This window comes from Brakhagea slesvicensis (genome assembly GCF_052161625.1).
Lineage (GTDB): Bacteria > Planctomycetota > Planctomycetia > Pirellulales > Pirellulaceae > JBKCUI01.
This window is the reverse complement of record NZ_CP197412.1, coordinates 800016-825060: the sequence shown is the minus strand read 5'-3', so window position 1 is coordinate 825060 and position 25045 is coordinate 800016. Positions and strand designations below refer to the sequence as shown.

At 54.6% G+C, this 25045-nt stretch carries 14 protein-coding genes; 8 read left to right on the top strand and 6 right to left on the bottom strand.

Translation table 11 applies throughout. The features are described 5' to 3' along the window. Positions 1-40: 40 nt before the first annotated feature. Positions 41-1921, bottom strand: coding sequence for a hypothetical protein (locus SH467x_RS03185; protein ID WP_482369847.1), 1881 nt, complete (start codon positions 1919-1921; stop codon positions 41-43). After that, positions 1921-2337: a bifunctional nuclease family protein gene (locus tag SH467x_RS03180; RefSeq protein ID WP_482369846.1), complete on the bottom strand. Its 417-nt coding sequence runs from the start codon at positions 2335-2337 to the stop codon at positions 1921-1923. Before SH467x_RS03180 ends, SH467x_RS03185 begins: the two co-directional genes overlap by 1 nt. A 151-nt stretch (positions 2338-2488) precedes the next feature. Between SH467x_RS03180 and fabG the strand changes: the two genes are divergently transcribed. Next, the gene (gene fabG, locus SH467x_RS03175) at positions 2489-3256 is read left to right on the top strand and encodes a 3-oxoacyl-[acyl-carrier-protein] reductase (protein WP_482369845.1); all 768 of its coding nucleotides are present in this window, start codon (positions 2489-2491) and stop codon (positions 3254-3256) included. A gap of 107 nt (positions 3257-3363) precedes the next feature. Here the strand turns inward: fabG and SH467x_RS03170 are convergent, their stop codons facing one another. Then, positions 3364-6822 (bottom strand): PPi-type phosphoenolpyruvate carboxykinase family protein, encoded by a 3459-nt coding sequence (locus tag SH467x_RS03170; RefSeq protein WP_482371334.1) that lies wholly within the window; start codon positions 6820-6822, stop codon positions 3364-3366. 224 nt (positions 6823-7046) lie between these two features. Beyond that, a complete protein-coding gene (locus tag SH467x_RS03165) occupies positions 7047-7562 on the bottom strand; it encodes a hypothetical protein (RefSeq protein WP_482369844.1) in 516 nt (171 codons plus the stop codon). Positions 7563-7692: 130 nt separating this feature from the next. Here SH467x_RS03165 and SH467x_RS03160 point away from each other — a divergent pair, with 130 nt between their 5' ends. From SH467x_RS03160 to SH467x_RS03150, 3 genes are all read left to right on the top strand, one after another. After that, positions 7693-10065, top strand: coding sequence for a hypothetical protein (locus SH467x_RS03160; RefSeq protein ID WP_482369843.1), 2373 nt, complete (start codon positions 7693-7695; stop codon positions 10063-10065). Positions 10066-10109: 44 nt separating this feature from the next. Continuing rightward, a complete protein-coding gene (locus SH467x_RS03155; RefSeq protein ID WP_482369842.1) occupies positions 10110-11909 on the top strand; it encodes a hypothetical protein in 1800 nt (599 codons plus the stop codon). 108 nt (positions 11910-12017) lie between these two features. After that, the gene (locus SH467x_RS03150) at positions 12018-12953 is read left to right on the top strand and encodes an SRPBCC family protein (RefSeq protein ID WP_482369841.1); all 936 of its coding nucleotides are present in this window, start codon (positions 12018-12020) and stop codon (positions 12951-12953) included. Between the two features lie 1518 nt (positions 12954-14471). On the opposite strand, the gene SH467x_RS03145 is transcribed toward SH467x_RS03150, so the two are convergent. Then, on the bottom strand, positions 14472-15596 hold the full coding sequence (locus SH467x_RS03145; protein ID WP_482369840.1) for an alpha/beta hydrolase family protein: 1125 nt from the start codon (positions 15594-15596) through the stop codon (positions 14472-14474). A 614-nt stretch (positions 15597-16210) separates the two neighbouring features. Between SH467x_RS03145 and SH467x_RS03140 the strand changes: the two genes are divergently transcribed. Then, positions 16211-16414 carry a carbon storage regulator gene (locus SH467x_RS03140; protein WP_146676115.1) on the top strand — a complete coding sequence of 68 codons (204 nt, stop codon included), beginning with the start codon at positions 16211-16213 and terminating at the stop codon, positions 16412-16414. 127 nt (positions 16415-16541) lie between these two features. Here SH467x_RS03140 and SH467x_RS03135 read toward each other — a convergent pair whose 3' ends face one another. Further along, positions 16542-19382 (bottom strand): MGH1-like glycoside hydrolase domain-containing protein, encoded by a 2841-nt coding sequence (locus tag SH467x_RS03135; RefSeq protein WP_482369839.1) that lies wholly within the window; start codon positions 19380-19382, stop codon positions 16542-16544. Between the two features lie 231 nt (positions 19383-19613). On the opposite strand from SH467x_RS03135, the gene SH467x_RS03130 reads away from it, so the two are divergent. From SH467x_RS03130 to SH467x_RS03120, 3 genes are all read left to right on the top strand, one after another. After that, positions 19614-20084, top strand: a complete 471-nt coding sequence (locus SH467x_RS03130) for a MarR family winged helix-turn-helix transcriptional regulator (RefSeq protein WP_482369838.1) — start codon at positions 19614-19616, stop codon at positions 20082-20084. An 88-nt stretch (positions 20085-20172) separates the two neighbouring features. Continuing rightward, entirely contained in the window at positions 20173-21531 is a 1359-nt protein-coding gene (locus tag SH467x_RS03125) for an efflux RND transporter periplasmic adaptor subunit (RefSeq protein ID WP_482369837.1), read from the top strand. Further along, positions 21528-24629 (top strand): efflux RND transporter permease subunit, encoded by a 3102-nt coding sequence (locus tag SH467x_RS03120; protein ID WP_482369836.1) that lies wholly within the window; start codon positions 21528-21530, stop codon positions 24627-24629. The genes SH467x_RS03125 and SH467x_RS03120 overlap by 4 nt, the downstream gene beginning before the upstream one ends. Positions 24630-25045 lie beyond the last annotated feature (416 nt).

The following is a 25045-nucleotide window of genomic DNA, read 5'->3' as shown; positions in this document are numbered from 1 at the left end:
TCGAGGACGACTGATGTACAGAATGTCGAACAGTTCTGAATCATGGATCCAGGATGTCGGCGATGGCATTCAAGTCGATGGCTTGGTATTCCATGGCTTCGCTACTTATCGTTGCGCCCGCTTTGTTCATGGCTCCCATGACCAAGACTCGCAACATATGCGCCATCGCGCCCGTCGGGCCTTGCTGCAGCGCTCGTTTGATGACTTTGTGATGCTGATTCAGGATCACATCGTTTTTATCCGCAGGCATTCGATCGAAATGTTGCTGAATGATTCGTTCAAAGCCCTTCGGTAAATCGCCGCTATCTTTGATCTCTTGAAAGGTCTTCGACAGCTCGTATCGCTCGTTGATGAATGCCAAGACAGGAGGGCTGTTTCGGCTGGTGGCCACAAACAAATTGATGTTCAGTTTCGCGAGGAACTCTTGCCACTCGATCCCTGCCTCTTTGCGTTGTTCAATACCGAGAATGGATTCGGTGAAGTTGCTTGACGAGGGACTGGCTGGGCGTAGTTCACTCCGCAAACTCTTGTTCTGCCCCAGCATGCTGGCAAGCAGCGTTTCCTCAAAGCTTCGGAAGGTATGGACGCAAGGAACCCCCGTGCTTCGAAAGAACTCGTTCATCCAGGTTTCTTGGCGTCGATCTGCGTTGTACCAAATGACGTAATCAACATCGGTTTCCACCAGCTCATCGGCGCGGCTCTTGTCCAGAATATCGATGAGCGTCAATTCCCCTTGGGAGGTGTTGAATCGATAGGTGCGTGCTAACAAGCTTCGGAGGCGATCGTCGTAGACGGCCATCCCTGCAAAAGTGTAGCGATGCCACTGGAGGATCGACTGCCATCTGGACGGCTCGCGGTCCGCGATTTTCTCGAAATGTTCATAGATCGCATGCTCCAAACTTTCGCAAACTGCGAGAAAGACCGCATCGCGCACCAGATCCTCGCGATTGGAAGTCGGGGAACAGTCGGGCAGTTCCAATACCCCTCTCAAAAATGGCGCCCAACCGGGGATCAGCTCACGGATATGACGCGAAATGATCATCCGGCGAACGCTGACTGCGATGGTGGCTTCGTCGGCAAAGCCCGGTGTTCGCTGCGGCGTTACATACAGGGCACCCCGCACGGAAACGGGGGACTCCATCGCAATCGGAATGGTATCGAGCGGGGTCTCGCCAAAGTACGAGGCCAACTCCTCGATCATGTTCTCCTGATCGGGCGTAGGATCCAACCAACTGGCTTGTATCAAATTAATGCGGGCCTTCGATTCATTGAGATAGATGGGAATCGGAAGGAAATCCGCATACTGCTTAATGCTGTCCTCGATCAGTTGTTCGTCTTCGGCGAAAATCGTGTAATTGGGTTTGAGGTACAAGGTGACCGAAGTACCTGGTGTCGTCTTATTCGAAGCGGATAGCTCGATCTCGGTGCCTGCCCCTGCCTCCCAACGTATCGCTTGCTCCCCCTCAAATCGCAAACTTTCGACGACGATCCTTTCGGCCAACATGAAGCCGGAGAACAATCCGATACCAAACTGACCGATCAAGGCGCTCCCGTCTTTTTTGCTGGCAGGCATCTGCGCGTCCGGGTTCTCCGCCGTAAAACCCTTCTTGATCAAGCCGGTAATTCCGACTCCCAACGTGCCCAAGTAATCCTCTGCTTCGGCGGGGGAAAGTCCGATGCCGTTGTCATGAAACGAGATCGTGCGATGCATTTCGTTTTGAGTCACATCGATGCGTCCTTGGTAACTCAGATCGCGTGCTCTGCGACGCATGATCGCATCGTGAGCATTTTGCAATAGTTCACGAATGGGAGTATTGGGATTCGAGTACAGGGAGGTTCCCATGATCTCGATGATCCCAGCAATATCAACCTTGAAAGGAATTCGCTTCGGGAAAGAAGGGGATTCGTGGCTTTGTGACATCAAGACTTTCCAGAAGCTTTTTCGAGTACCTCTTCGGCCACGTAGATGGGAAGGGGTGGTTGGAACGTGACGGCGATCGCGATGGCATCGGACGGGCGGGTATCGATTTCGAGCAACTCCTCTCCCCGGCGGATGCGCAGCTGGGCAAAGTAGGTTTGGTCCTGCAGGTCCGTAATGGCGACACTTTCCACTTCCCCCCCCAAGGCCTCCGCGACCTGTACCACCAAGTCGTGCGTGAGGGGGCGAGGCGGCTTCGCGACACTTTTCACCCGACGGTCGATACTGGTCGCTTCAAAGATCCCGATCAGAATGGGCATCTGGCGATCTCCGTCAACCTCTTTGAGGTAGATCACTTGGTTATCGCTAATCTCGCTGATGATGATTCGAGAAAGCTGAACGGGGATGGGAGACGACATGTTTCGAGATTCCAGGGGACGGGTTCGCAACCGGATCCATTGTAACCGATCCCCTTGGCAGATCGTAGGACTTGCGGGTGACAGACTGCGATAGCTTGGTATCATTTCAATCCAAGTAATTTGGACTGTTTTTGACGATTGGAATGATTGAATGGCTAGCACACCGTTAGGACTTTCGGCGAATCTCTCTGGGCAAGTGGCAATGGTCACAGGAGCTTCGCAGGGCTTGGGACAGACGATCGCAATTCGCTTGGCCGAGAATGGCGCCAAAGTACTCTGTATCGCCCGCAATGCGGAAAAGTTGGCGAGCACCGTCGCCACCATTCAAGAAAACGGGGGCGAGGCGATTGCTATTTCGTGCGACGTGACCGATCGGGCTTCCGTAGAACAGTTGTTCGAACGCGTCGAGACAGAGTTCAAGCGACTGGATATCATCGTCAACAACGCGGGGATCACACGCGATACCTTGTTGCCTCGAATGACCGACGTCCAGTGGGACGAGATCCTGGCCGCCAACCTTACCAGTTGTTTCTTGTTTTGCCGCGCCGCTACCCGCATCATGATGGGACAGCGATACGGCCGCATCATCAACATGTCGAGCGTCTCCGGCTTGATCGGCAACGCAGGACAGACGAATTACTCGGCGACCAAAGCTGGGATGATCGGCCTTACCCGTTCGCTGTCCAAGGAGCTGGCCAAACGAAAAATCACTGTCAATGCGGTAGCTCCTGGATTCATCGAAAGCGATATGACCAAGGCGTTGGGGGAAGCGATCACCGACGAAGTGAAGAAACGAATTCCAGCCAACCGATTGGGGCAAGCTGACGATGTCGCCGCCTGTGTCCTATTCCTTGCCAGCCCAGCAGCCAGCTACGTGACCGGTCAAGTCCTCACGGTCGACGGCGGAATGACCGGCTGATATCTCGCCTAGCGATCGTCCACAGACCGCAAGGTCTCCTAATCGGCCAACGCGGCCATCCACACCTTACCCTAGGGCAACGCCCTAGGTGACGTTTGTAAATCGCCTCAGCCGAGAGTGGCCGGGTCGGTTCCAATCGTGCCGACGAGTTCGCTCACATATTCGTCACTCTGGCATCGAGCCAACATCGACTTGGCATGCTCCAGTTTGCTTCGCAAGCTCAGTCGCTCGATGACCGGCAAGTAATTAGGGCGACTGCAGTACTCGGTCAACGTCTCGACATGGCGGCTCCAAAGTCTCATATCGACCTTCTGCTTTGCCAACAATCGATTGCGATACCAATCGCTTCGAAGCATCGACTCGCGGCAGAACAAGTTTCGGACTTCTTGTGAATCGATGGTGTGACCATTCCAGTGCCCATCCACCATGATCTTCAATACCGCTTGCAAGGGTGGGCAGGCGATTTCAAAGCTTCCATCTTGCAGGTAGACCTCCGCCACCTTCTTCTGCGATTCCGCGATGAACAATACGCCATCGATGAACGCTTCGAGATTCTGCTTTTCCGGGCACAGGATCCTCTCCTCGAAGACCCGTCGAGGGTTGTCGAAGACTCGTCCGAAGTAGCTGCGAACGAATTTGTCCGTGATGCGATATCCAAGGCGACTCGCAGGAACTTGGACTCCGTTGTGTTCGAAATCTTGGACCTTTTCCAACATTCCATCTCGCATCATCGCGTCGGGGCATCGTTCCTCGGGCCGAAGCCTGCACCAGATCTCCGGTACAAACATGCTGATGTCGTGACCCACTTCGATATCGGGGCCGATGTGCCCAGCCGCGGTGCTAAAACCTCCCAAGCCGGTGAGGATCATGCTGACGACGGTCGCGTTCAAGTCGTAGCACATATTGAGAGCATTGAAGGGCCCTTTGGTTAATGCCCCTTCGCTTCCAGCACCGGTCGTCGATGGAGATTTACCCGTAAACGAACAGACGTAATCCATCAACAGTTCAGGAAGTTCCTGGTAATGGATTGGATTGTAAACAGCGAGTGGCCGGATTTTGGCCTCCACATCGGGCGGATTGTTTCGCCGACCAGAAAGGATGGCATTGACCGGAATCGGAACCTTTTGGTCGTTGGACGCTGCCCGGAAGAGTTGCAACCCACGAAAGGCGACGTACCGGTCGAAGGCATGGGTCAAGTCGGGTCGATCTTGCAAATAGCGAGGATTCTTGGACGGCTTTCCATCGACCAATCGCGGTTGGGCTGAGGAGATCACGAACTCCGAATCTTCATTCTCTACAAAATGGCGAAGCCGATTCTGCATCGGTGCAGTGTATTGTTCAAATTCGATAATGTTAGCAATCTCTTGCCGAACGGTTTCTTTGGCAAGGGGCTCGTAGTTGCAGAAAAAGTTGCCGACGTCGGCCATGTCCTTTTCCGTCTGTTTGTCCAAGCCTCGGTGGATGGCATCGTCTGGACGCTGAAACAGTCGGTATTCGCAATTGGCGACGAATTTGAAACTGTCGTCCGTCCTCTTTTCGTCGAAAGGACTGAGGCCTTGCAAATATCGATGGGGAACCACCACGCTGGCGGTGATATCGTCCTCAAGTTGAATCTTCACCGCGGCGGCGAAATCTTGACGCAATTTGTACATCCGCCATCGGCCTTGATGATCCAATCCCACGCGCAGATACATGCCGACCAATTTTCGATTGCCGTATTTCAATTCATGCCCATTGTCTCCATTGACGACGTCGACACCGAAATGCTCGCGCCAATTTCCACCCCACTCAGGTTTGGAGAAGCGTTTGATGATGAACGCCATCGCATACAGGTGGGAAGGGATGGAGCGAAGCCATGTGTTGTAGGAGTCGGTGTATTCATTCGACGGCGTGAGGAGCTTGATCACGCTTCCTAGCGAACGGCGAGGGTCCAGCGGCTTTCGGCTTGCGCGCTGGCTGTAGTCTGGCTTCTCTTTCGATCCTTCTTTCCAGCGATCGGAGTAATCCCGATTGAAGATCAAATCGAGTTGATCGAAATCGGACTCGATATCGGCGACAAAGATAGGGCCACCGAGCATGTAATCGCGTAGCGATTTGCTGATCTCGCTTTTTCCCCCGCCGCTTACCGTGCAAGGCTTGTGGCAAACGGTTCCTTCACCCGATACGCCCACCAGTCGCCACGAGGGGGCACAGGGATGTTTCTCAACGATTACTTTGTAACCGCTGGGTGCCATGTAGACCTTCTTTTGCTCTAACGGAATGGAGAACTCTCCATCGACGCTCGACCAGCGAATAGTGCGATCGAAGAGAGATGCTCTGGCATTTTCCGGTACATAAACCAGTTCTGGATAGACGCGGTCGATGCCATATCCCTCGGGATGGAATTCGATAAAGTCTTGGTAGTCGCGTTGCAAATCCGACATGGTACGGCCGTTGTAACGTCGCGAGTTCCATTGAAACTCTTCACCATGATTGTGCGCGATAAAAGCGAGCGTCCCTCCGGCATGTTCCTCCTCGGCATTCCCGAGCAGGTTGGCCGCATAGCTGATCTGCGTCTTCACCTCCTTTTTGCAATAGCCATAGTAGTTGTCCGCGATCAACGTAACGATGACACCCGCTTCATTGCGGCATGTCAATTTGAATGCTACCCCGTCGTTGTATTTCTCATTGGGGTCCTTCCAACACATGGAGTCTTCGCGTTGCCTTGGCGTCGCGTCGTCGCAATGGGGCAGTCCCAATTCTTTCTTAGTTAGATGAACCAGATGCGGAGCGAGGATCACACAGCCTGTGTGACCGGTCCAGTGCATGGAGTCGAGCGCGGCATCGTTGTCAGGTACCAGAGGATCTCCCGCATTTCCGAAGATCGATTCCACAAAGTCCAGATTGCTCACCAATCCACCTGGAGCGAAGAAACGAATCTCCATCGTTTTCTTCTCGCAATAGCCCGGGACCGCGGGGCAAACCAGAGGTCGAATAAGGAGCGAGACAAATGTCCGAGCAGGGTTTCCATTCCCATTTGTAAAAGGAAGCTCCATAATCCCTTCTGGCTGCTGAAGGGCGTGGAGGAAGAGATTTGCAAAAACCTCCTTGGGAACCACTCGCTTGTCACCGGCGATCGGCAATCCGCCATCGGTGACATGAAACGTCCCCTTGGTCGTCCTTCGATCCGCCCGAGGGTTGTGCAGCACTCCGTTATCCACGCGGATCGAGGTAAGCATCTCATTTTCGAATCGATGCCCTCCATCGGGCAAACTCAATTGCCGGGCCAAGCCGTGATGGTCCAATACCAAGGTTGTAGTCGGAAGCTTCAGCTGTGGCGCTTGCTCGCAATCCGCAAAATACTGTTGCAAAAAGGCTTCGATTCGTTGATCGATCGGCGCTTTCAGCTGCGTTAGCAACCGATTCTTTTCTTCCAAGTTCGCGAGCAAGCCCTCCGGCAATTCCACACGGGCCTTGGCATCATCGTCGAGCACCAAATCGGTGGCTGCCATTTGCATGTAGATGTATTGCCGCAGATGATTCGCGGCCTTTTCATCTCGCTCCGCCAATCTGGACCAAGACAACATGCGATCGGGTGCATCGATCAACCAACCGTTATCCACTGCTTGAGAGAGCTTGTCATTGGAAGCCATATTTCACCTTGTTCGGGCGAGGGAGCGTAACGTACTGTCATGAAGAGATCTCATGCCGATGAGAATCGTAAGAGCTTAACCAATTCTCCACCCATGTCGACCAAGAGAACCTGCATTGACCATGGCGATCATGAGATGCACTAATGGTGGAACGTGGTTCAAGGACGGGGCAGTTGGCGATGTTGTGGTGCGATCCAATCGGAGGTTTTGTCGAACACATTGTCGGTATCGCGATCGGATAACGCGTATTCGCTGACACCGCGAGCCCCGTTGGGGAGTTGGCCGAAAACGGTGACTTGCTCGATCACCCTCTGACCGACAGGGAATCGGACGCTGCCGTTTCGGGCGATGAAGGTTTCGAGAGGAATAGAAGTCTGTTCACCCGCTGTCAGGATTCGGTTGCCGGTACTGTAGAACTGTTTGTTCAATCCGATCGATAGTTTACCAAGCTCTCCATCAGAGTCGTTCTTGATCACGATGCAGGGGACAAGTCGTCGATTGGTCTCCTCGTCTCCAATCCATTCGCTTTGGAATTTGATCAACGCGGGGAGGGGAGGTTCGCCGAGCTTCGGAGACAGCGTGTATAGGAGCAATCCGCACGCGATCGGAACGGCGATCAGCGTCAACATGAGAATGGCCAGCTGCGTGCGTGTGACGGTTCGAGACGGTGGCATACAATCTGGTGCTGTTGGGGATCTCGGCAAGTGCTAAACTGGACGCTGACAGTTTACCCCCTTGGCAATTCGGACCGGTTTCCTTCGATGGAAACGGCTGGAGGTGCTAACAAGATAAGGACCCTTCAGCGTGGAGCCAAGTCGGAACAAAGCGGCAGCGAGGCAGGAGTCCACCGGTTCTCGCGAAACGGCGTCGACCCTGCAGGAGCTTGCTCGCCTTCTCTCCTCCTCGGCCAACGAGGTGGAGTGGGGGAGCTGGGAACGTGCAGGGAACCAATCTGGGGAACGCATTCCAATCAGCCTTGCTCGGCTTATCGAGCTGGCGGGTGCTGAGGGGAGTTTGGATCTCGACTCGCTTTCTATGCGGATCGCAGACGCTCGACTTTGTGTCGATGCCCCCGACGCTCCGATCCTGGCAGTCATGGGGCTGTTGAATGCGGGGAAAAGTTCTTTGGTGGGGGCCTGCCTATCCGAAGAAGGTCGCCGCCGGATTTTGATCGGGTCCGGAAACCGCGAAGGGACACATCGCTTTATCCTTTGGCTCCCCTCGCAATGGAAAGCGAACGGAGTCGTGTGGCAGTTCGTGCAGTCGCGCCTCTTGGGCGCTTTTCCGGCCGGATTCGAATTCCTTTCTGACGATCCCGATCGTGCCTCCGAGCAGTACAACGACATCTCGATGCGAACTTCGGTGCATTCCGATGTCCAACCCTCCCCAGCGGCTCTTGCTTCGACCTCTGCAACGATGGTACAGGTCCATAAACCGGTGCAAGTATCGGCAATGGAAATCCCTTTGGTCGCGTTCGACCTAGGTCTTGATCGTCTGCAGATCGCCTTGATGGACTGCCCCGACGTTCAAACCGGATTGCTTGCTGTGCCAACGCCCTTCTCACCGTCGGTGGGTACTTCATCGATCGCGAGCGAATCGTTTGTTCACCAAGCCGAGATGATCGCAAAGCGGAGAATGGAGATTTTGACCCGGGCCGCACCGATATGTTCTGCTTTTGTCATCGTTTTGCCAGCCAACGCATTGCACGATGAGAAGGTGAGCGAACTGATGCAGGCGCTGCGGTCCCGCATGCCCCACACCCTTCAAATTGCGGCGGTCAACCGGGTTCCAAGACGATATGCTACGGCGGAGATTCGAGATGAAATCGCAAAGCTTTATGGCGACCGATACCTGGAACGGGTGTATATGGCCTACGGTTTCGACGGCCCCCAGCAGAGAGAACGGGTCCCTCAGCCACCTGATTTCTTTGAACCTTCTCTATCAGGGGAATCGTTTCCCCTCTTCTTTCGGATCGACACATCGACGTCTCCCCAACCTCCTGGACCGATCCAGAATCGCGACTGGTTCTTGACGATCGGGGGGGAATTGACCAACCAGTCCCTATTGCAAGACGCGGTACGTTCCCATGTCGCCTCGCTCTACCATCGTTGGCGAGATATTTCTGAAAAGGTGCAGCAGTTGGTTCAAGACGCATCGCAGCGTCGCGAAGGCATGCGCCGCGTGCTCGCGGAAGCTTGTCTCGATTTCTCACGCGACCCATCCGCGGGGGGACGTATTCGGTTGCAAGCGTCGCAAAAAATAGTGGAGCAGATCTCTCGTTCGTTGGAGAGGACGGCACCTTGGTGGGCACGCCCCGGAAGATGGGCCTCCAAACTGGCCGAGGCTGGCAAGTCCCGGGTGCAACAGTTGGGGGAATGGCTGCGCCTGCCGGCTTGGATCGGTGGCAAGACGGAGAGTTTGCTTCGATTCATTCGAAGTCGCTGGAATTCCAACGAGGGGGCACGGGTGGTTTCCGCCGAGTCCTTGCTCCGATCGATCGAGCGACTTGATCAAGATCTTCTATGGCAAATCGATGCGCATGGGGGGAGCATTTCGGGGAGCTCCGGCTCGCGAGCATGGTTGGTGCAGAAGCTTCAACGGGGCATCGACCGATTCCAATCCGAGAGCTTGATCGAACTGGACGACCGAGAGCTCGACGCGCTGACCAGCCAGATGTGGAACCAGATGCCTTGGGGAAAGAAAATTGCGACGGGATTGGCCCCCGCGGCGATTCTCTTCGCGCCATTGCTGGCTGTTATCATGCTGCCGCTTGATTTCGGCGGATCCAGCGTACTGGTGTTTGCTTCCGTGAAAGAGCTGCTCGGGGCCGGAGTGGCGGGGCTGGGATTCGCACTTTTGAGCCCCGACCAGATGCCGAAGATTGCGGAGAGCGAAGCCGCTTGGCGCCAGATGGGGGACTTGGTCGCTACCCTTTGCGATACATTGGAATTGGAACGACCCAGCGATGCCCAGCCCATCGCCCTCCGTGTTGACGAAACTTGGAAATCGCTGCCGGTCAGCAGTATTGCCACCGTCCTGGGTGACGCGCAAGCAGAGCAGGAAGGGACCGACGATTCACAAGGTGCGGTGCAGCGCATTGTTCCGAGAGCTTTGCGGATCCACCGCGGAACGTTCGAGAGGTTCGAGTCCCTGTGCCGTTCTCTGCTCAATGAGTAGCTGGCTGCTCCGAGAATCTTTTTATTTCCTTGAATCAAATCAATATGCAATCCTATTTGAGCTACGCCGATCGATTGGAACGAGCCGCCGATGCAGTCCTCGGAACGCAGCCCGGTGCGCAGCAAATCCGTCGTTGGTGCGAACAATTTCGAAACCAGTGTCAGGATATCGAGGAATCGCGCGGGCTGAATCTCCCGTCCATTGCGATAATTGGAGCCAAAGGACAGGGAAAGACTTGGATTGCCAAGCAATGGATTCTCGATCCTCTCGTGGCAGGGCGTCTACCAAGCGGAGTGTTGAGCCGCGAGGCGACGACGCAGCTTTACTGGATCGGACCTCAGCCGCCCGAGAACTTGGACCCCGCTAGGGAAATCTACCTCCCCTGCCGTCGCGAGATGATGCTCGATCTCCAGTCCGCATTTATTTTGCTTGATACACCCGGGGTAACAGACGACGACAAACAAGCGGCCAAGCTGGCGCGCGAAGCGATGAGTCTTTCCCCGATCCAACTTTTGGTCGTTCGCCGAGACCAGCTGCGTGGGGCCGTGCTCGGTTCGCTTGCCCACAATGCCGAAGGTTCAATCTGCATTCCGGTGATCACATGCGTTCCAACCAAAGATTGGACTCCGAGCGATCAGGGGCCACATTCGCAGGAAGCATCGATCCGAACCTCGTCTTCCCTGCAAGCCGATTTGGAGATGTTTGAGCGATCATTGCGCAGCTTTGCACCTTCGACGCGGTTTCTATCTCCAATCCTAGTGGAAGACTTCGAAGCGTCTGGTGATGAACCAGGCTGCGGGGCGCGATTTCGTTTCGCCATCCAGCACCGTCTGCAATCGGAGTCGTTTGAGGGAATTGCGGCAACGAAAGCAAGCCGTTTGGAAGCGGCTCGGGAAAGATTGAAAGGTCGCGTGAGGCAGTATGTGCAATCCGATTTGCAGGGGTTGCTGAGCGCTGTTCAGACGCTGCATCGCGAAGCCGACTCTTTGCCAGCGCAAACGTTGGAAACCGTTCTTGGATCCCAAGAGGAATTGCAGGCTGCGATACGAGGCCGACTGCGAGCTCATGTCTTGTCCGACACCGCGTTAATATGGTTTCCCTATCGAACCATCTTATCGCTTCTCGGCTACACCACCGGAGCCTGGGACCGTCTCGTCCTTTCGCTGACCGGGAGCGTCCCATCGATCTTTGGTACCTTCCTGGCTTGGGCGAAGAACGTAAGCCAATCGCGAAGCATCCAATGGGAACTGCAACAAGGGATTCGCGAGCGACTGAATCGGCAGATGGAAGATCGCTTGCAACCCGTCCAAGATTCGTTTTACCGGAGCGTCTATCGACTCAAGGGAGAGCAGCCCAAGGAGAACGAAGCGAACGCAGGTTTGCATGTGCGGCTCACCGGAATCGATGAGCTGCAGGACCAAGCGCGAACGGTATTCGAATGGTCCGTCGATCGCGAGCTCCCGGCGGCTTGGCGATTGCAATTTTTCGGCCTTGTAGGCACCCTTCTGTTCTGGGGCATGATGGCTGGGCCGATCGTCGCTGTCTACCGTCGTTACTTCGAAGCCAGTTGGCGATCGCTCATGGAATCCAATACGGCTGTGGACGGATTTGAATTTGGCTCCGGCATTTTTCTCAGTAGTGTTTTGCTTTCGGTACTCCCTTTGCTGGTGTATTGCATGGTGGTTCTCAGTTGGTGGCAACGCCACAGCAAAGTCCGTCGATTGGCAACCCGGACGCTTGCAGAAGAGCATCGATTGCTCGAAGACCTTCGAGCCAAAGGAGTGATCAGACTGCGTTACGAAGACCCGCTGCTCGAACACGCTGAGTTTCTGGTGCATCAATAAGGCCTATAAGACCGAAAGGACCTATAGGCCCTAGAAGCTGATATACTGAACGCTCGGCCTTTCACGCGGTCCGGCTTCCCCTAGGCCATTTCTTTTCAGGTCTCCTCCATGCCAAAGTATCACATCGATCGTTCCGTTACGGTCAACGTTCCTCCACAGCAAGCCTACGATCTTATCGCCGATTACCAAACCTGGACGACCTGGTCACCCTGGTTGATGTCGGATCCACAGGCAAAGGTAACGATCACCGACAATTCAAAATCGGTTGGGTCTCGGTACGCTTGGGAAGGCGAAATCACCGGACAAGGAGAATTGGAACATCTTCAATTGACTCCGCACAAACGGGTCTCAGACGAACTTCGGTTCATCAAACCGTTCAAATCGATTTGCAAGACAGAGTTCATGTTGGAGCCCGCCGGAAGCGGAACCAAAATCCGTTGGACGATGGATGGCTCCATGCCTTGGTTCCTTTTCTTTTTGGTTCCAATGATCAAAACGATGGTCGGTCTCGACTACCAACGCGGCTTGACAATGATCAAAGATCTATTGGAGACAAACCGAATACCATCGAAGGTCGAGATTCACGGTAGATCGGATATCGGCCCTGTTCGTATGGCAGGGGTTGTGGGGTTCAGTCCGATGGAGGGGATCGGCAAATCGTTGGAGGAGGCAATGCAAAAGACCGACGCCGCGTTTCGCAAAGAGGGATTCTCTACCGACAGACCGATGGTCACCGTCTATACCAAGTTCCGTATGAAAGATGCAGGACTGCACTATATCGCAGGCTACCAGTTGGATGACCAAGAGAAGATTCCAGTGGGATCGCCACTCAAGCTTTGGAGTTTGCCCGCGTGCAAAGCCTTTCGAGTTGAGCACATCGGTTCCTATCGTCACCTCGGGAACGCTTGGAGCGTCGCCAATCAATGGGTGCAATGCAAAAAGATGAAGCAACTCCGCGTAGGGACTTTTGAAATCTACCGCAATACGCCAGATCAAGTCCCCGAAGAGGAACTTCGAACCGACATCTACCTCCCACTGAAGTAGCCCCTCTGCTTCCCCTTTGCGAGCGTTGCGCCGTCGCGAGAGACTTTCTGGTGCTGGATTGGTGGGAAGTTGCGCGCCACGGCGCAAAGGCGCCAAGGACGGGGGGGAGACGATGGGAATTGAGTAGGTCGAAATTAGTTTTGGACTGCAATCGGATTCCCTACTGAAGTCCGAAATAATGCATCATTCTGTCTGCCGATCCCGTTCTTTCCCCCTGCTTCCCCTTTGCGAGCGTTGCGCCGTCGCGAGAGACTTTCTGGTGCTGGATTGGTGGGAAATTGCGCGCCACGGCGCAAAGGCGCCAAGGACGGGGGGAGAAGATGGGAATTGAGTGGGTCGAAATTAGTTTTGGACTGCAATCGGATTCCCTACTGAAGTCCGAAATAATGCATCATCCTGTCTGCCGATCCCGTTCTTTCCCCTCTGCTTCCCCTCTGCGAGCGTTGCGCCGCCGCGAGAGACTTTCTGGTGCTGGATGGGTGGGAAGTTGCGCGCCGCGGCGCAAAGGCGCCAAGGACGGGGGGAGACGATGGGAATTGAGTGGGTCAAAATTAGTTTTGGACTGCAATCGGATCACCTACTGAAGTCCGAAATAATCCATCATCCTGTCTACCGATCCCGTTCTTTCCCTCTGCTTCCCCTTTGCGAGCGTTGCGCCGTCGCGAGAGACTTTCTGGTGCTGGATTGGTGGGAAGTTGCGCGCCACGGCGCAAAGGCGCCAAGGACGGGGGGGAGACGATGGGAATTGAGTAGGTCGAAATTAGTTTTGGACTGCAATCGGATTCCCTACTGAAGTCCGAAATAATGCATCATTCTGTCTGCCGATCCCGTTCTTTCCCCCTGCTTCCCCTTTGCGAGCGTTGCGCCGTCGCGAGAGACTTTCTGGTGCTGGATTGGTGGGAAATTGCGCGCCACGGCGCAAAGGCGCCAAGGACGGGGGGAGAAGATGGGAATTGAGTGGGTCGAAATTAGTTTTGGACTGCAATCGGATTCCCTACTGAAGTCCGAAATAATGCATCATCCTGTCTGCCGATCCCGTTCTTTCCCCTCTGCTTCCCCTCTGCGAGCGTTGCGTCGTTGCGAGAGACTTTCTGGTGCTGGATGGGTGGAAAGTTGCGCGCCACGGCGCAAAGGCGCCAAGGACGGGGGGAGAAGATGGGAATTGAGTGGGTCAAAACTAGTTTTGGACTGCAATCGGATCACCTACTGAAGTCCGAAATAATCCATCATCCTGTCTACCGATCCCGTTCTTTCCCCCTGCTTTCCCTTTGCGAGCGTTGCGCCGTCGCGAGAGACTTTCTGGTGCTGGATTGGTGGGAAGTTGCGCGCCACGGTGCAAAGGCGCCAAGGACGGGGGGAGAAGATGGGAATTGAGTGGGTCGAAATTAGTTTTGGACTGCAATCGGATCACCTACTGAAGTCCGAAATAATCCATCATCCTGTCTACCGATCCCGTTCTTTCCCCCTGCTTCCCCTTTGCGAGCGTTGCGCCGTCGCGAGAGACTTCCCGAATCCCTTTCACGGCTTAGCCAAAGTACTCGACCACCGCACGGTCTTTTGGATGGCTGGGTTGATATCGGGGTTTACCAACACTTCGTGTGCATCCGGATTGGACGCCAGGTAGGCTTGGAAGAAAGATGTCGTGATCGATTGCAGCAACGGATGGTAATTCGGATTGCGACTTGGCCGACCGAAGCGAAGAGGGGTATTGGTAAAATCATAGTGCCTGCCGTCGAGTATTCGCAACTCAAATCGATCTGCACCATTCGGATAGCGGTCGAACCAATGGTTGCGCCGAAGTGGATCAGGCCGGCGAATCAACGATTCGTCCAGATCGCCGCTAATGATCAATCCGGGTAGGCAAGGCAACGTTGCGAGCTGGTTCTGTTCAACTTCGGAGAGAGGCGTTGGGCCAAGGAGACAGACCGCTTTGGGCTGGAGTGGAGCTTGAAAGTGAGATGTCGTCTCGGCGGAATCGGGTGATGGTTTTGTACGCATCGCATGCGTGAGAAACTGAAGAGTCACGCTTGCCCCAAAGCCATGTCCCACCATTCCAAATCGCTCCCAATCCAGCTGGCCACTCAGCGGATGGGTCGGAGACTCGGACCATTGACGAAGAATGGAAATCGCTTGCGAGGCATCGTGGGATCGATTTCGCAACGTGTCGGAGTTGCCGAGCGATTGAAAGGTAGAGATACGACTTACCAAAGGAGTTTGTTCGAGAAGCGTATCGATACCATCGCCGTGTGAAAGAAAGATGCAAGCCAAGCCTTGATGCGCCCAATGTTCCATCAAATAATCGCAGGCTTGCGAATTGGATCCCAACTCCGGCAGAAAGAGAAGCGTTGGGGCCGCGGTCGTCTGGGAAGGCAGCACGACGCTCAGCTCGATCCTTCGTTCGCACGGAACCTGCGTGTTCGGCGTTGCGTGCGGCAGTGACGAAGACGCAACAGAAGATGGTATCGCGATCGAATCTCCCAAGGAGTGGCTGAACTCCAATCGTCGAACCGAGGGTTGGGAAGCTATCTTCTCGTCGGGGGAAATCGGAATCTCGTCGACCTGAGCATGGGCCACTTTATTAGCGAAGATGAGACCGATCCATAGAACCAATCTGATGGTCGCAATGACTTGAGAGAATCTCAAAATCCTATGTTCCTTTGGTGGTAAAGTGGTCGGATTGGTCAAAGGATTTCATCTTCACCAACCTTGCTAGGAGTTCGGTTAGAGCTCTTGATTCTAGCGGCTTTTGACGATGCCCGAGTAACTCTTCCTGGACAGGTAGTCGATAGACTCTCTTGCCGAGACGTTACCTCTTCGCAAATCGACAAGGTCGATGGTCGAGGAGTGGAGTAGGTGGCGATAACATCATGTTTACTCAAGCGTTGGATGGTTTCAATTGTCAGACTTTGCTCAAATTCGTGAGATTGTTGAAAAAGAGATCTGTAATCTAAACCAACTAGTCCCGAAAGCGTTTCCGCTGACGGAGAAGCGATTGCACAAGCAGGGTAATGCCTGCGGAATTTTGTATTGTTTGCATGGACCACGTAGCATCCGATTGACTGCGGTCTTCGATATCGCGACGGCTCGGGTCCTGTTTTATGACTCCACCGGTCAACGTGCTGGAACGCGCTGTGTCAAGGAACTTGTCCTGACGGCCGCGTGAAAGGCGTTAGCCATGGGTTCGACGTTCGCGACTTGGGCTGCGAATGTCGAGTAACACCAATAGCCCAGCGGCATAAGGGGAATGGAATCTCAATATGTTGATACTGTCCAGAAGAGAGTCCGAGCGAGTCCATCTGGGCGACGATATCGTGCTAACCATTGTTCGTGTTAACGGTGATAAAGTACGGATTGGAGTGGAAGCTCCACCGCATGTAAAAATCCTTCGTACGGAACTGGAAGTCTCTGCGCAAGACATCAAACCAGTCCATGAACAAAAAAACGCACGGCGCGCCGCTTAGCGAGGCCCGTCGAGGGTAAATCGATACCCATACCAAAACGTGGACGCATGACTTGTCGCATCGTGCCACTACAAAAGCTTTCAACGCTGCAGAATCGGCCAACAACGATTTGAGCAGCGTTTTTTCTTTATTCGACGCAATCGGACTGATGTTCAAGCATGGTGGCCACGAGAGCGGTCCACCCCGTCTGGTGGCTTGCCCCAAGCCCTCGACCATTGTCGCCATGGAAATATTCGTAGAACAGAATCAAGTCCTTCCAGTCGGGATTCTCGCTGTAGCGGGGATCCTCGCCATGGCAAGGCCGGCGGCCGTTGGAATCCGGCATGAAGAGACTGATCAGGCGCCGCTCGATTTCGTCGGCCACCTCTTTCAGATTCATTTGATTGCCCGATCCCGTCGGGCACTCGACTTGAAAGGAATCGCCATAGAACTCGTAATATTCTCGAAGCGACCGCACGATCAAGTAGTTCAGCGGATACCAGACAGGACCTCGCCAGTTGCTGTTTCCCCCGAACATGGCCGTGTCGCTCTCCCCAGGCACATAGCCGACCGCTTCACGCCCCCCCGCGTGATCGAAAACAAACGGTTTCTCGCGATGCACAGCTGACAACGAGCGAATACCGAATGGGGACAGGAATTCGTTTTCATCGAGCATGTACGCCAGCAATCTTCGGAACCGCTCCGGTGATGGGATCGCGAGCAGCCTCATGATTCCTTCGCCGCTATCTCCTTCGTGCTGCTCCATGTAGGACATGTGCTTGGCCATCTCAGGACGATACTTGAGAAACCAATTCATGCGGCGCTGGAAACCCGGTAGGGCCCGAATCTTGGACTCATAAATCGTCACATTGGTGCACAGGGGAATCAATCCGACCAGCGAGCGAACTCGCATCGCGGTGCTCTTCCCGTCTCGGAATAGATGGTCGTAATAGAAGCCATCTTCCTCCTCCCAAAGCCCTGTCCCATGGAGCGTGTTCATCGCCTCGGCGATCTCGACGTAATGCTCAAAGAACTTGCTGGCCATGTCCGAGTAGGCTTGATTTTCATCGGCCAACTCGAGGGCCATCTGAAGCATGCAGCCACAATAAAAGGCCATCCAAGCTGTCGCGTCGGCTTGGTCCAACGTCCCCCCGCCAGGCAACGGTTTGCTTCGATCGAAGACTCCAATGTTATCGAGCCCTAGGAACCCTCCGCTGAACACATGCCGCCCTCGCTCGTCTTTGCGATTCACCCACCAAGTGAAATTCAACAGCAGCTTTTGGAATGTCCGAGCTAAAAACTCCCGATCCTTCGAAAGTTGGTACACCTGCCAGCAAGCCCAAGCATGAACAGGTGGATTGACGTCGCTCAAGGCCCATTCGTAGGCCGGGATCTGGCCGTTGGGATGCATGTACCATTCGCGAAGGAACAACACCAACTGGCTTTTGGCAAACTCCGCATCGATTCGAGCCAACGGGATCATGTGGAAAGCGAGATCCCAAGCGGCGTACCAAGGGTACTCCCACTTGTCCGGCATCGAAATCACGTCGCTGTTAAACAAATGCCTCCAATCTCGATTCCGACCCGAATCGCGACCGTACGGAATCGGCGGACTGTTCGAGTCCCCTTTTATCCAAGAATCAACCACGTAGTAGTAATATTGCTTGGTCCAGAGCAGTCCCGCGTAGGCTTGCCGCGCGACCTGACGCTGGTCCGGACAAAGCTTCTCCGGGATGACATGCGAATAGAACTCATCCGCTTCGGTGATTCTTTTTGTAAACATCGAATCGAACTCGGAGCCAAACCGGTTCGCACCGATCAGCGATTTCCGATCGATCGTCGCTTTCTTCTCGGTCGCCGATTTCTTTTCGGTCGCCGATTTCTTCTCAGTTGAAGGTTCGGATCCACGAGTTGGACTGGGACCCAATTCCGACGCTTGACCTGTCAATCGGCAGCGGAGGACCAGCGGTTTGTTGGGGTGAACAATCATCACATAGTGCGCAGCGCACTTGGTCCCACTCGATCGAGTGTCTGCGCCATTGACGGCCCCGCCGACGACATGTTCATGAAACGCGTCCTTGTAGGCTTTCCCTGAAGTAGGCGTACCGGGATGGCGATTCGGGTTGGTTTCGTTTTCGGTGAAAAGCCAACGAGGGGACAGATCGTCGCCGTCGCTCTCGACTCGAAACTCAAACTTGCCCAGCGTGGAATGATCGCAGGCAACGAACCCATCGGGCTCCTCTGCAGTCCGTTGCAAAGCCATGCGCGGCTTCATCTCGCACCCCTCATGGTTGCAACCCCAGATCCAGGAGTTGTGAAACCATAGCGTGGGGAGAATATGCAGAACCGCTGGCGCATCCCCTCGATTGTGAACGGTGAGTCGAATAAGAAGATCGTTCGGATCCGCTTTGCAATACTCCATCTGGCAATCGAAGTACGCGTCGTTGGCGAAGACTTCGGAATCGAGAATCTCAAACTCTTCTTCCAGCCGCGAACGATGACGATTCACGTCGCCGAGTTCTTCATACGGAAACCTAGCCTGAGGATACTTGTAGAGCCCCTTCATGTAAGAATGGGTCGGCGTGGCGTCCAGGTAGTAGTAGCACTCCTTCACATCCTCCCCGTGATTTCCCTCGGGGCCGCTCAAACCGAAGAGACGCTCTTTGAGGATCGGGTCTCGGGTATTCCAGAAAGCGAACGAAAAGCAAAGCCTCCCGCGCCGATCGCAGATCCCCAACAATCCATCCTCACCCCATCGATAAGCGCGAGAACGCGCGTGGTCGTGTGGAAGGTAAAACCAAGGCTCCTGATTCTCGGAGTAATCTTCCCGAACCGTGCCCCATTGCCGCTCGGGAAGATACGAGCCCCATCGCTGCCAATGCTCCTTCCTCGCTCGAGCCGCGACAAGCCGTTGGTGCTCAGCGGTAGCACGGAGTGCTTCGGAACTGGGAAAGCACATCGACGGTTGGGCAGGCACAGGAACTGGCATAAGCTGGATTCATGAAAGAGCAGTCGGCAAATCGGCGTTGCTGCGCCGGTGTGACGGGGAGTGATACTATACCTTCCAAGTCAGGTCGGGCGAATCGCAATCCAACAAGTGCATCTGTCTAGTCCACTCAAGCCCTTCTTCGGTTTTTGTTCGACGTTCGCTTGACTCGGTGAACGAATCATTCTAGTGTTTAGATAGTTCTGGCTTCGAACTATTCGGGACAAGTAGCTAATGGAACAAACGGAACTGGAGACGCGGATCTCCGATTTTGAACGGAGCATCCGCGAAATTTTCAAACATTTTCAATCCTTGCATGCTGCGGCCGCGAGCAACCCGCATATGAATCTGGGGCATCACGATTTTGTCGTGATCGAATATCTCGGAGAATCGGGGCCTCAAATGATGCGAGCCCTCGCGGAGCATTTGGGATTGGCGGTGAATTCGATGACTCCAATCGTCGATTCCCTGGAGCAACGAGGCTACGTCCAGCGAACGCGTTCGGAATCGGATCGCCGAGTGGTGAATGTCGACTTGACCCTAGAGGGACGCCGCGCCTACGACTTTGCCCACGGCATGAAGCATCAATTCCATTCCGCGCTCCTTTCCGCACTCACCCCCGACGAGCAGGAAATCCTCTTAGTCCTGTTCCGCAAAATAGCCCGACAAGCATCAGCGCAAGTCAAACAACTCGAGTCTCCCTAGCGCTGCCGATCGAGACAAACCTTCCTTTTCCCTTTGGCTTATCCCTGATCGCCCCTACGGGTTGGCCCACACTGGTATTCGATCCAACATGACGCAGTCCACTGCTGTTCCCATCGCGCCGCGGCGTTCCTATTCCACTTGGATTTGGATCGGAACCCTCGCTGCCAGTTTTATTGCAGGACGCTTTTTGTTGCAGGGGCACGGTGGTGGATCCCACTCGCTCCAACTGGGTCCGAAAGACTCTGCGGACATTCCTAGCGACGCCGTTGTCGTTACGAGCGCACCTGTCGTGCTGCAAGACGTTCAGCGATCGGTACAAGCCGTGGGGACCCTCTTCGGATTCGAAGAGCTCGCTCTCAGTTCAAAACTGGAAGGGAGGGTTACCAAGATCCATTTCGATCTGGGTGCGGTGGTGAAACCAGGCGATGTCCTCCTCGAGATTGACTCGACCGATTTTCGTTTGGCATTGGAGCAAGCCGAAAGGAGTTTGCAAACGGAGTTAGCCAAATGGGGATTCAAGTCCGTTCCATCTCCAGATGTCGACGTCAGTTCCCTCCCAAGTGTTGTTTCTGCCAAGCTCCGCTTCGAGCTGGCCCAATCCAGGCTGATCCGAATGCTGCCGTTGCAAGCAAGCAACGCCATCAGCGTGGAAGACCTAGAACAAGCGAAGTCGGACGCGAAGGTGATGGAATCGGAATGGAAGAATCAAGTTTTGCTCGCCAATGCCGCTGCCGCAACGGCTCGTCTTCGCGCCGCGGATCTTGAAATCGCCCAACAACGACTTTCAGATTGCGAGATCCGCGTTCCGATCCCCACGTTGCAGGACAATCCCGACGAACTCTTCTACACCATCTCCGAACGGATGGTCACGGAAGGGACCTTGCTGCGACCCGGGACAGAGGTCTTCCGCCTCGTCCTAGGAAAATCGCTTAAGTTGCGATTGTCAGTCCCTGAATCCAACGCCGCGAAGATTGCGATCGGGCAATCGGTTGTCGTGCAAATCGCTTCCACCACCAATCCCGAACATGGGGTCGTCACCAACCTCAGCCCTTCCATCGAGCGGAATACCCGGACCTTTCAAGTCGAAGTGACTGTCCCAAACGATTCCGGACTCTGCAAACCCGGCGGGTTCGCCAAAGCGCAAATCTTGGTAGGGGAAAAGGAAATCGCAAAAACCGTCCCTCCATCGAGCCTTTACTCGCTCGCTGGCATTCAAAAGATCTTCGTGATCGAGGGAAATATTGCCAAAGAAGTTCGCGTGACCCTTGGAGAACAAACTTCCGATTGGATCGAAATCGCAAGCCCCGATCTACCTGCCAACGCGAGGGTCGCCACCAGCGGTCAACGGCTCCTCTCGGACGGGATAACTGTCGTCGAGCGAAACAGCCTCAGCCAATCGAAACAGGCGCATGCACCGAAGAGCTCGTCTGAGGAGAATCGCGAATGAGCATCTCCGACTTATGTATTCGGCGTCCCGTTTTTACTTGGGTGCTGGTCCTCATTCCTGTCGTGCTTGGCATCGTGTCGTACATGGAGCTAGGTGTTGACCTTTTCCCCAAAGTTGATTTTCCTGTCATCTCGATCTCGGCATCCCTTCCTGGTGCAAGTGCCGAGGAAATGGAGAGCTCGGTTACAAAACCTTTGGAGGAGGCTCTCAATACGATCGCTGGTATTGATGAACTGCGATCGACCACCCGCGAGGGTAGCACGACCGTAGTAGTCCGTTTTGTCCTAGAGAAGAACGGAGACGTCGGAGCGCAGGAGGCTCGCGACAAAGTCTCGTCGATTTCGCGATCATTGCCCGAAGGTATGGAAACACCCTTGGTCAACAAGTTCGACCTCGACGCAGCACCGATTATCACCCTCGGAGTTTCAGGCAATCGCGACATTCGTGAAGTCACCGAGATCGCCAAGCGGCAGGTTCAGGAGATGCTTCAAACCGTCCCTGGGGTAGGAAATGTGTTCCTCACCGGCGGTCGAAGTCGCGCGATCAATGTGCGCATCGACACGGACCGATTGCGTGCTTATGGGATATCGGTCGAAGAAGTTCGCCGATCCCTCGTCGCCCAGAATCTCGAAGTTCCAGGTGGAATCGTTGACCAAGGTGCGAAGGAGATGGTGTTGCGCACGCTGGGGCGCGTTTCGCAGTCCGATAAATTCAACGACTTGATCGTCGCGAACCGCAATGGCTATCCCATTCGGATTCGAGACATCGGCCACGCCGAGGATTCGATCGAAGAACCTCGAGGCCTCAGTCGACTGGATGGCCAGAACGCTGTGAGCCTGTTTGTTCAAAAACAATCAGGGACGAACACCGTCGCCATCTCCGATGCGATCCAGGAACGTTTGGGACGGATCAAGAAGACTTTGCCGAGCGATATTCGCGTTGAGATCACGCAGGATCAATCTCGATTCATTCGCGTATCGATGGAAGAGGTCAAGTTCCATTTGCTCCTGGCCGCCGGCTTGGTAGCCGTGACCATCCTATTGTTCATTCGGGACTGGCGAACAACCATCATCGCGACGCTGGCGATCCCGACTTCGATCGTCCCGACGTTTCTGTTCATGCAGTTCATGGGATTCACTCTCAATAACATCACCATGCTCGGTCTGATCATGGCGATCGGAATCGTGATCGACGACGCGGTCGTGGTCCACGAAAACATCTTCCGGCACATGGAGGAAAATGGACTGGATGCCATGCGTGCATCGATTATCGGGACAAAGGAAATATCTCTCGCGGTCCTTGCGACCAGTCTCTCCCTCGTCGTGATTTTCGTTCCCGTCGCCTTCATGGGAGGGATGGTGGGAAGATTCTTTAGCAGCTTTGGTTTGACTGTTGCCTTCGCGATCGTGATGAGCCTGTTCGTCTCCTTTACGCTGACGCCGATGCTTTGTTCCCGATTCTTGAAGCTGGAAAGCGGGCATGGTGCGCAGTCGAAATCAGGATGGGTCTACCGTTTGGTGGAGACGTTTTACGGATGGGTTCTGCGATGGTCGATGCGGCATCGCTGGTTGACCATGTTGCTTTCGGTGCTGGTGGTTATCTCGACTGTTCCGATCGCGATGAATTTGGGGGTCAACATGATCCCACGAGACGATCAGAGCGAGCTACAAGTCAGCTTCATCACTCCCGAAGGCTATACGCTGGAGCGGACCGACGCCGTCGTTCGAGAGATCGAGGATCGTCTTGCCAAATTGCCAGGTGTGGTGCATCGCTTTGTTTCGATCGGTCAGAGCGGATCGGCAAAAGGGCAAGGGGATGTGACGCGAGGCTCGATTTATTTGAGACTTGTGGAGTTAGAAGATCGCGAGTACAGCCAGTTTGGGATGATGGATCGGGTGCGCGAGATCCTCATGGAATACCCGGATCTCAGAACGGCCGTTTCGGACGTTTCGGCCCTCGGCGGCGGGCCCAATGGGGACAACCGAATCTTCCAAATTAGTTTGCAAGGCCCTGAGGTAGAGAAACTAGCCGAATATGCAGAGCAATTGCGGGAGAAACTCAGCAACCTCCCGGGATTGGTGGACATCGATTCCACGCTCTCGATGCGCAAGCCGGAGTTGCAGGTCGATATCGACCGTGAACGGGCCATGGATTTGGGGATTCCCGTTCAAACGATCGCCAATTCGCTCAACGTTCTCGTCGGTGGCCAAATCGTATCGAGCTTCAAAGACGGAATCGAGCAATACGATGTTTGGCTTCGCGCCGATCACCAATTCCGAAGCGACTCGAAGGATCTGCTGGCGCTGGCGATTCCCTCCCCAACCGTCGGGTTGGTGGAACTCGGCAGTTTGGCTAGTTTGAACGAAAAGCAGGGCCCCAATCAGATCGATCGATTGAATCGACAACGGACCGTGACCATCATGGCCCATCCCGACGGTGTCTCGCTCAACGAGGCCGTTCGGTTCGCCAATCAGTGCATTGCCGAGATGAATCTCCCACCGGAATATGGAATCGTATACGGCGGACAGGCTGAAATGCTGGGCGAGACGGCTTATTACTTCATGGTCGCACTCGGGCTCAGCGTCACGTTCATGTACTTGATCTTAGCTGCTCAGTTCGAAAGTTGGGTTCACCCCGTCAGCATCTTGTCGGGCCTCCCCGTGACCATTCCTTTTGGTTTGCTGTCCCTCCTCCTGTTTCAGACTCCTCTCGATCTCTATGCGATGTTCGGGTTGTTTATGTTGATTGGAATCGTGAAGAAGAATGGGATTTTGCAAGTCGACAAGACCAACGAGTTGCGAGACAGGGGGATGCCGCGAGAGCAAGCGATTTTGGAAGCCAACTACACCCGGCTTCGGCCTATTCTCATGACGACTGTCATGTTGATGGCCGCGATGATTCCCATCGCGCTGGGGCAAGGCCCTGGGGCGAGCGCGAGGGCGAGTATGGCCAAGGTTATTATCGGCGGGCAAGCCCTGTCGCTGGTCTTGAGTTTGGTCGCGACTCCTGTCATGTATTCGCTTCTCGATGACGCAAAGTCATGGTTCGGACGGCGATTCAGCTGGCTCCGCAAAGCCTTAATCCCCGCCAGCGCCTAGCAGTCGTCCAATGTCGAACAGTCGTCCTCGACTGTTTTTATCGTCGAACAGTCGTCCTCGACTGTTTTCGCCTGAAGAAAGAAGTTGGCGTAGCTAGTGAACGTCCTAGGTAGGTACCTATCGTTCTTGACCGTTATGCGAACGGTGATCGGGCGGGGGGATACCGGCTCTCTCTGTCAAGGGCGTACTAGCGCACTGCGGTTGATACTCCTCGCTCCAAGAACCAAGAACCAAGAACCCCGTTCGAAGAACGGGAAGCACAACTACCTAGGGATGTCCTTAAGCCACGCTGCGTATCTTCCTCACGCACAAACCGTCGAGGACGACGGTTCTACTACGAAACCGTCGAGGACGACGGTTTTACAAAGGAAGCTGGCGAGACGACGGTTCGACATTTGTCAACGGCGTTGAACGCC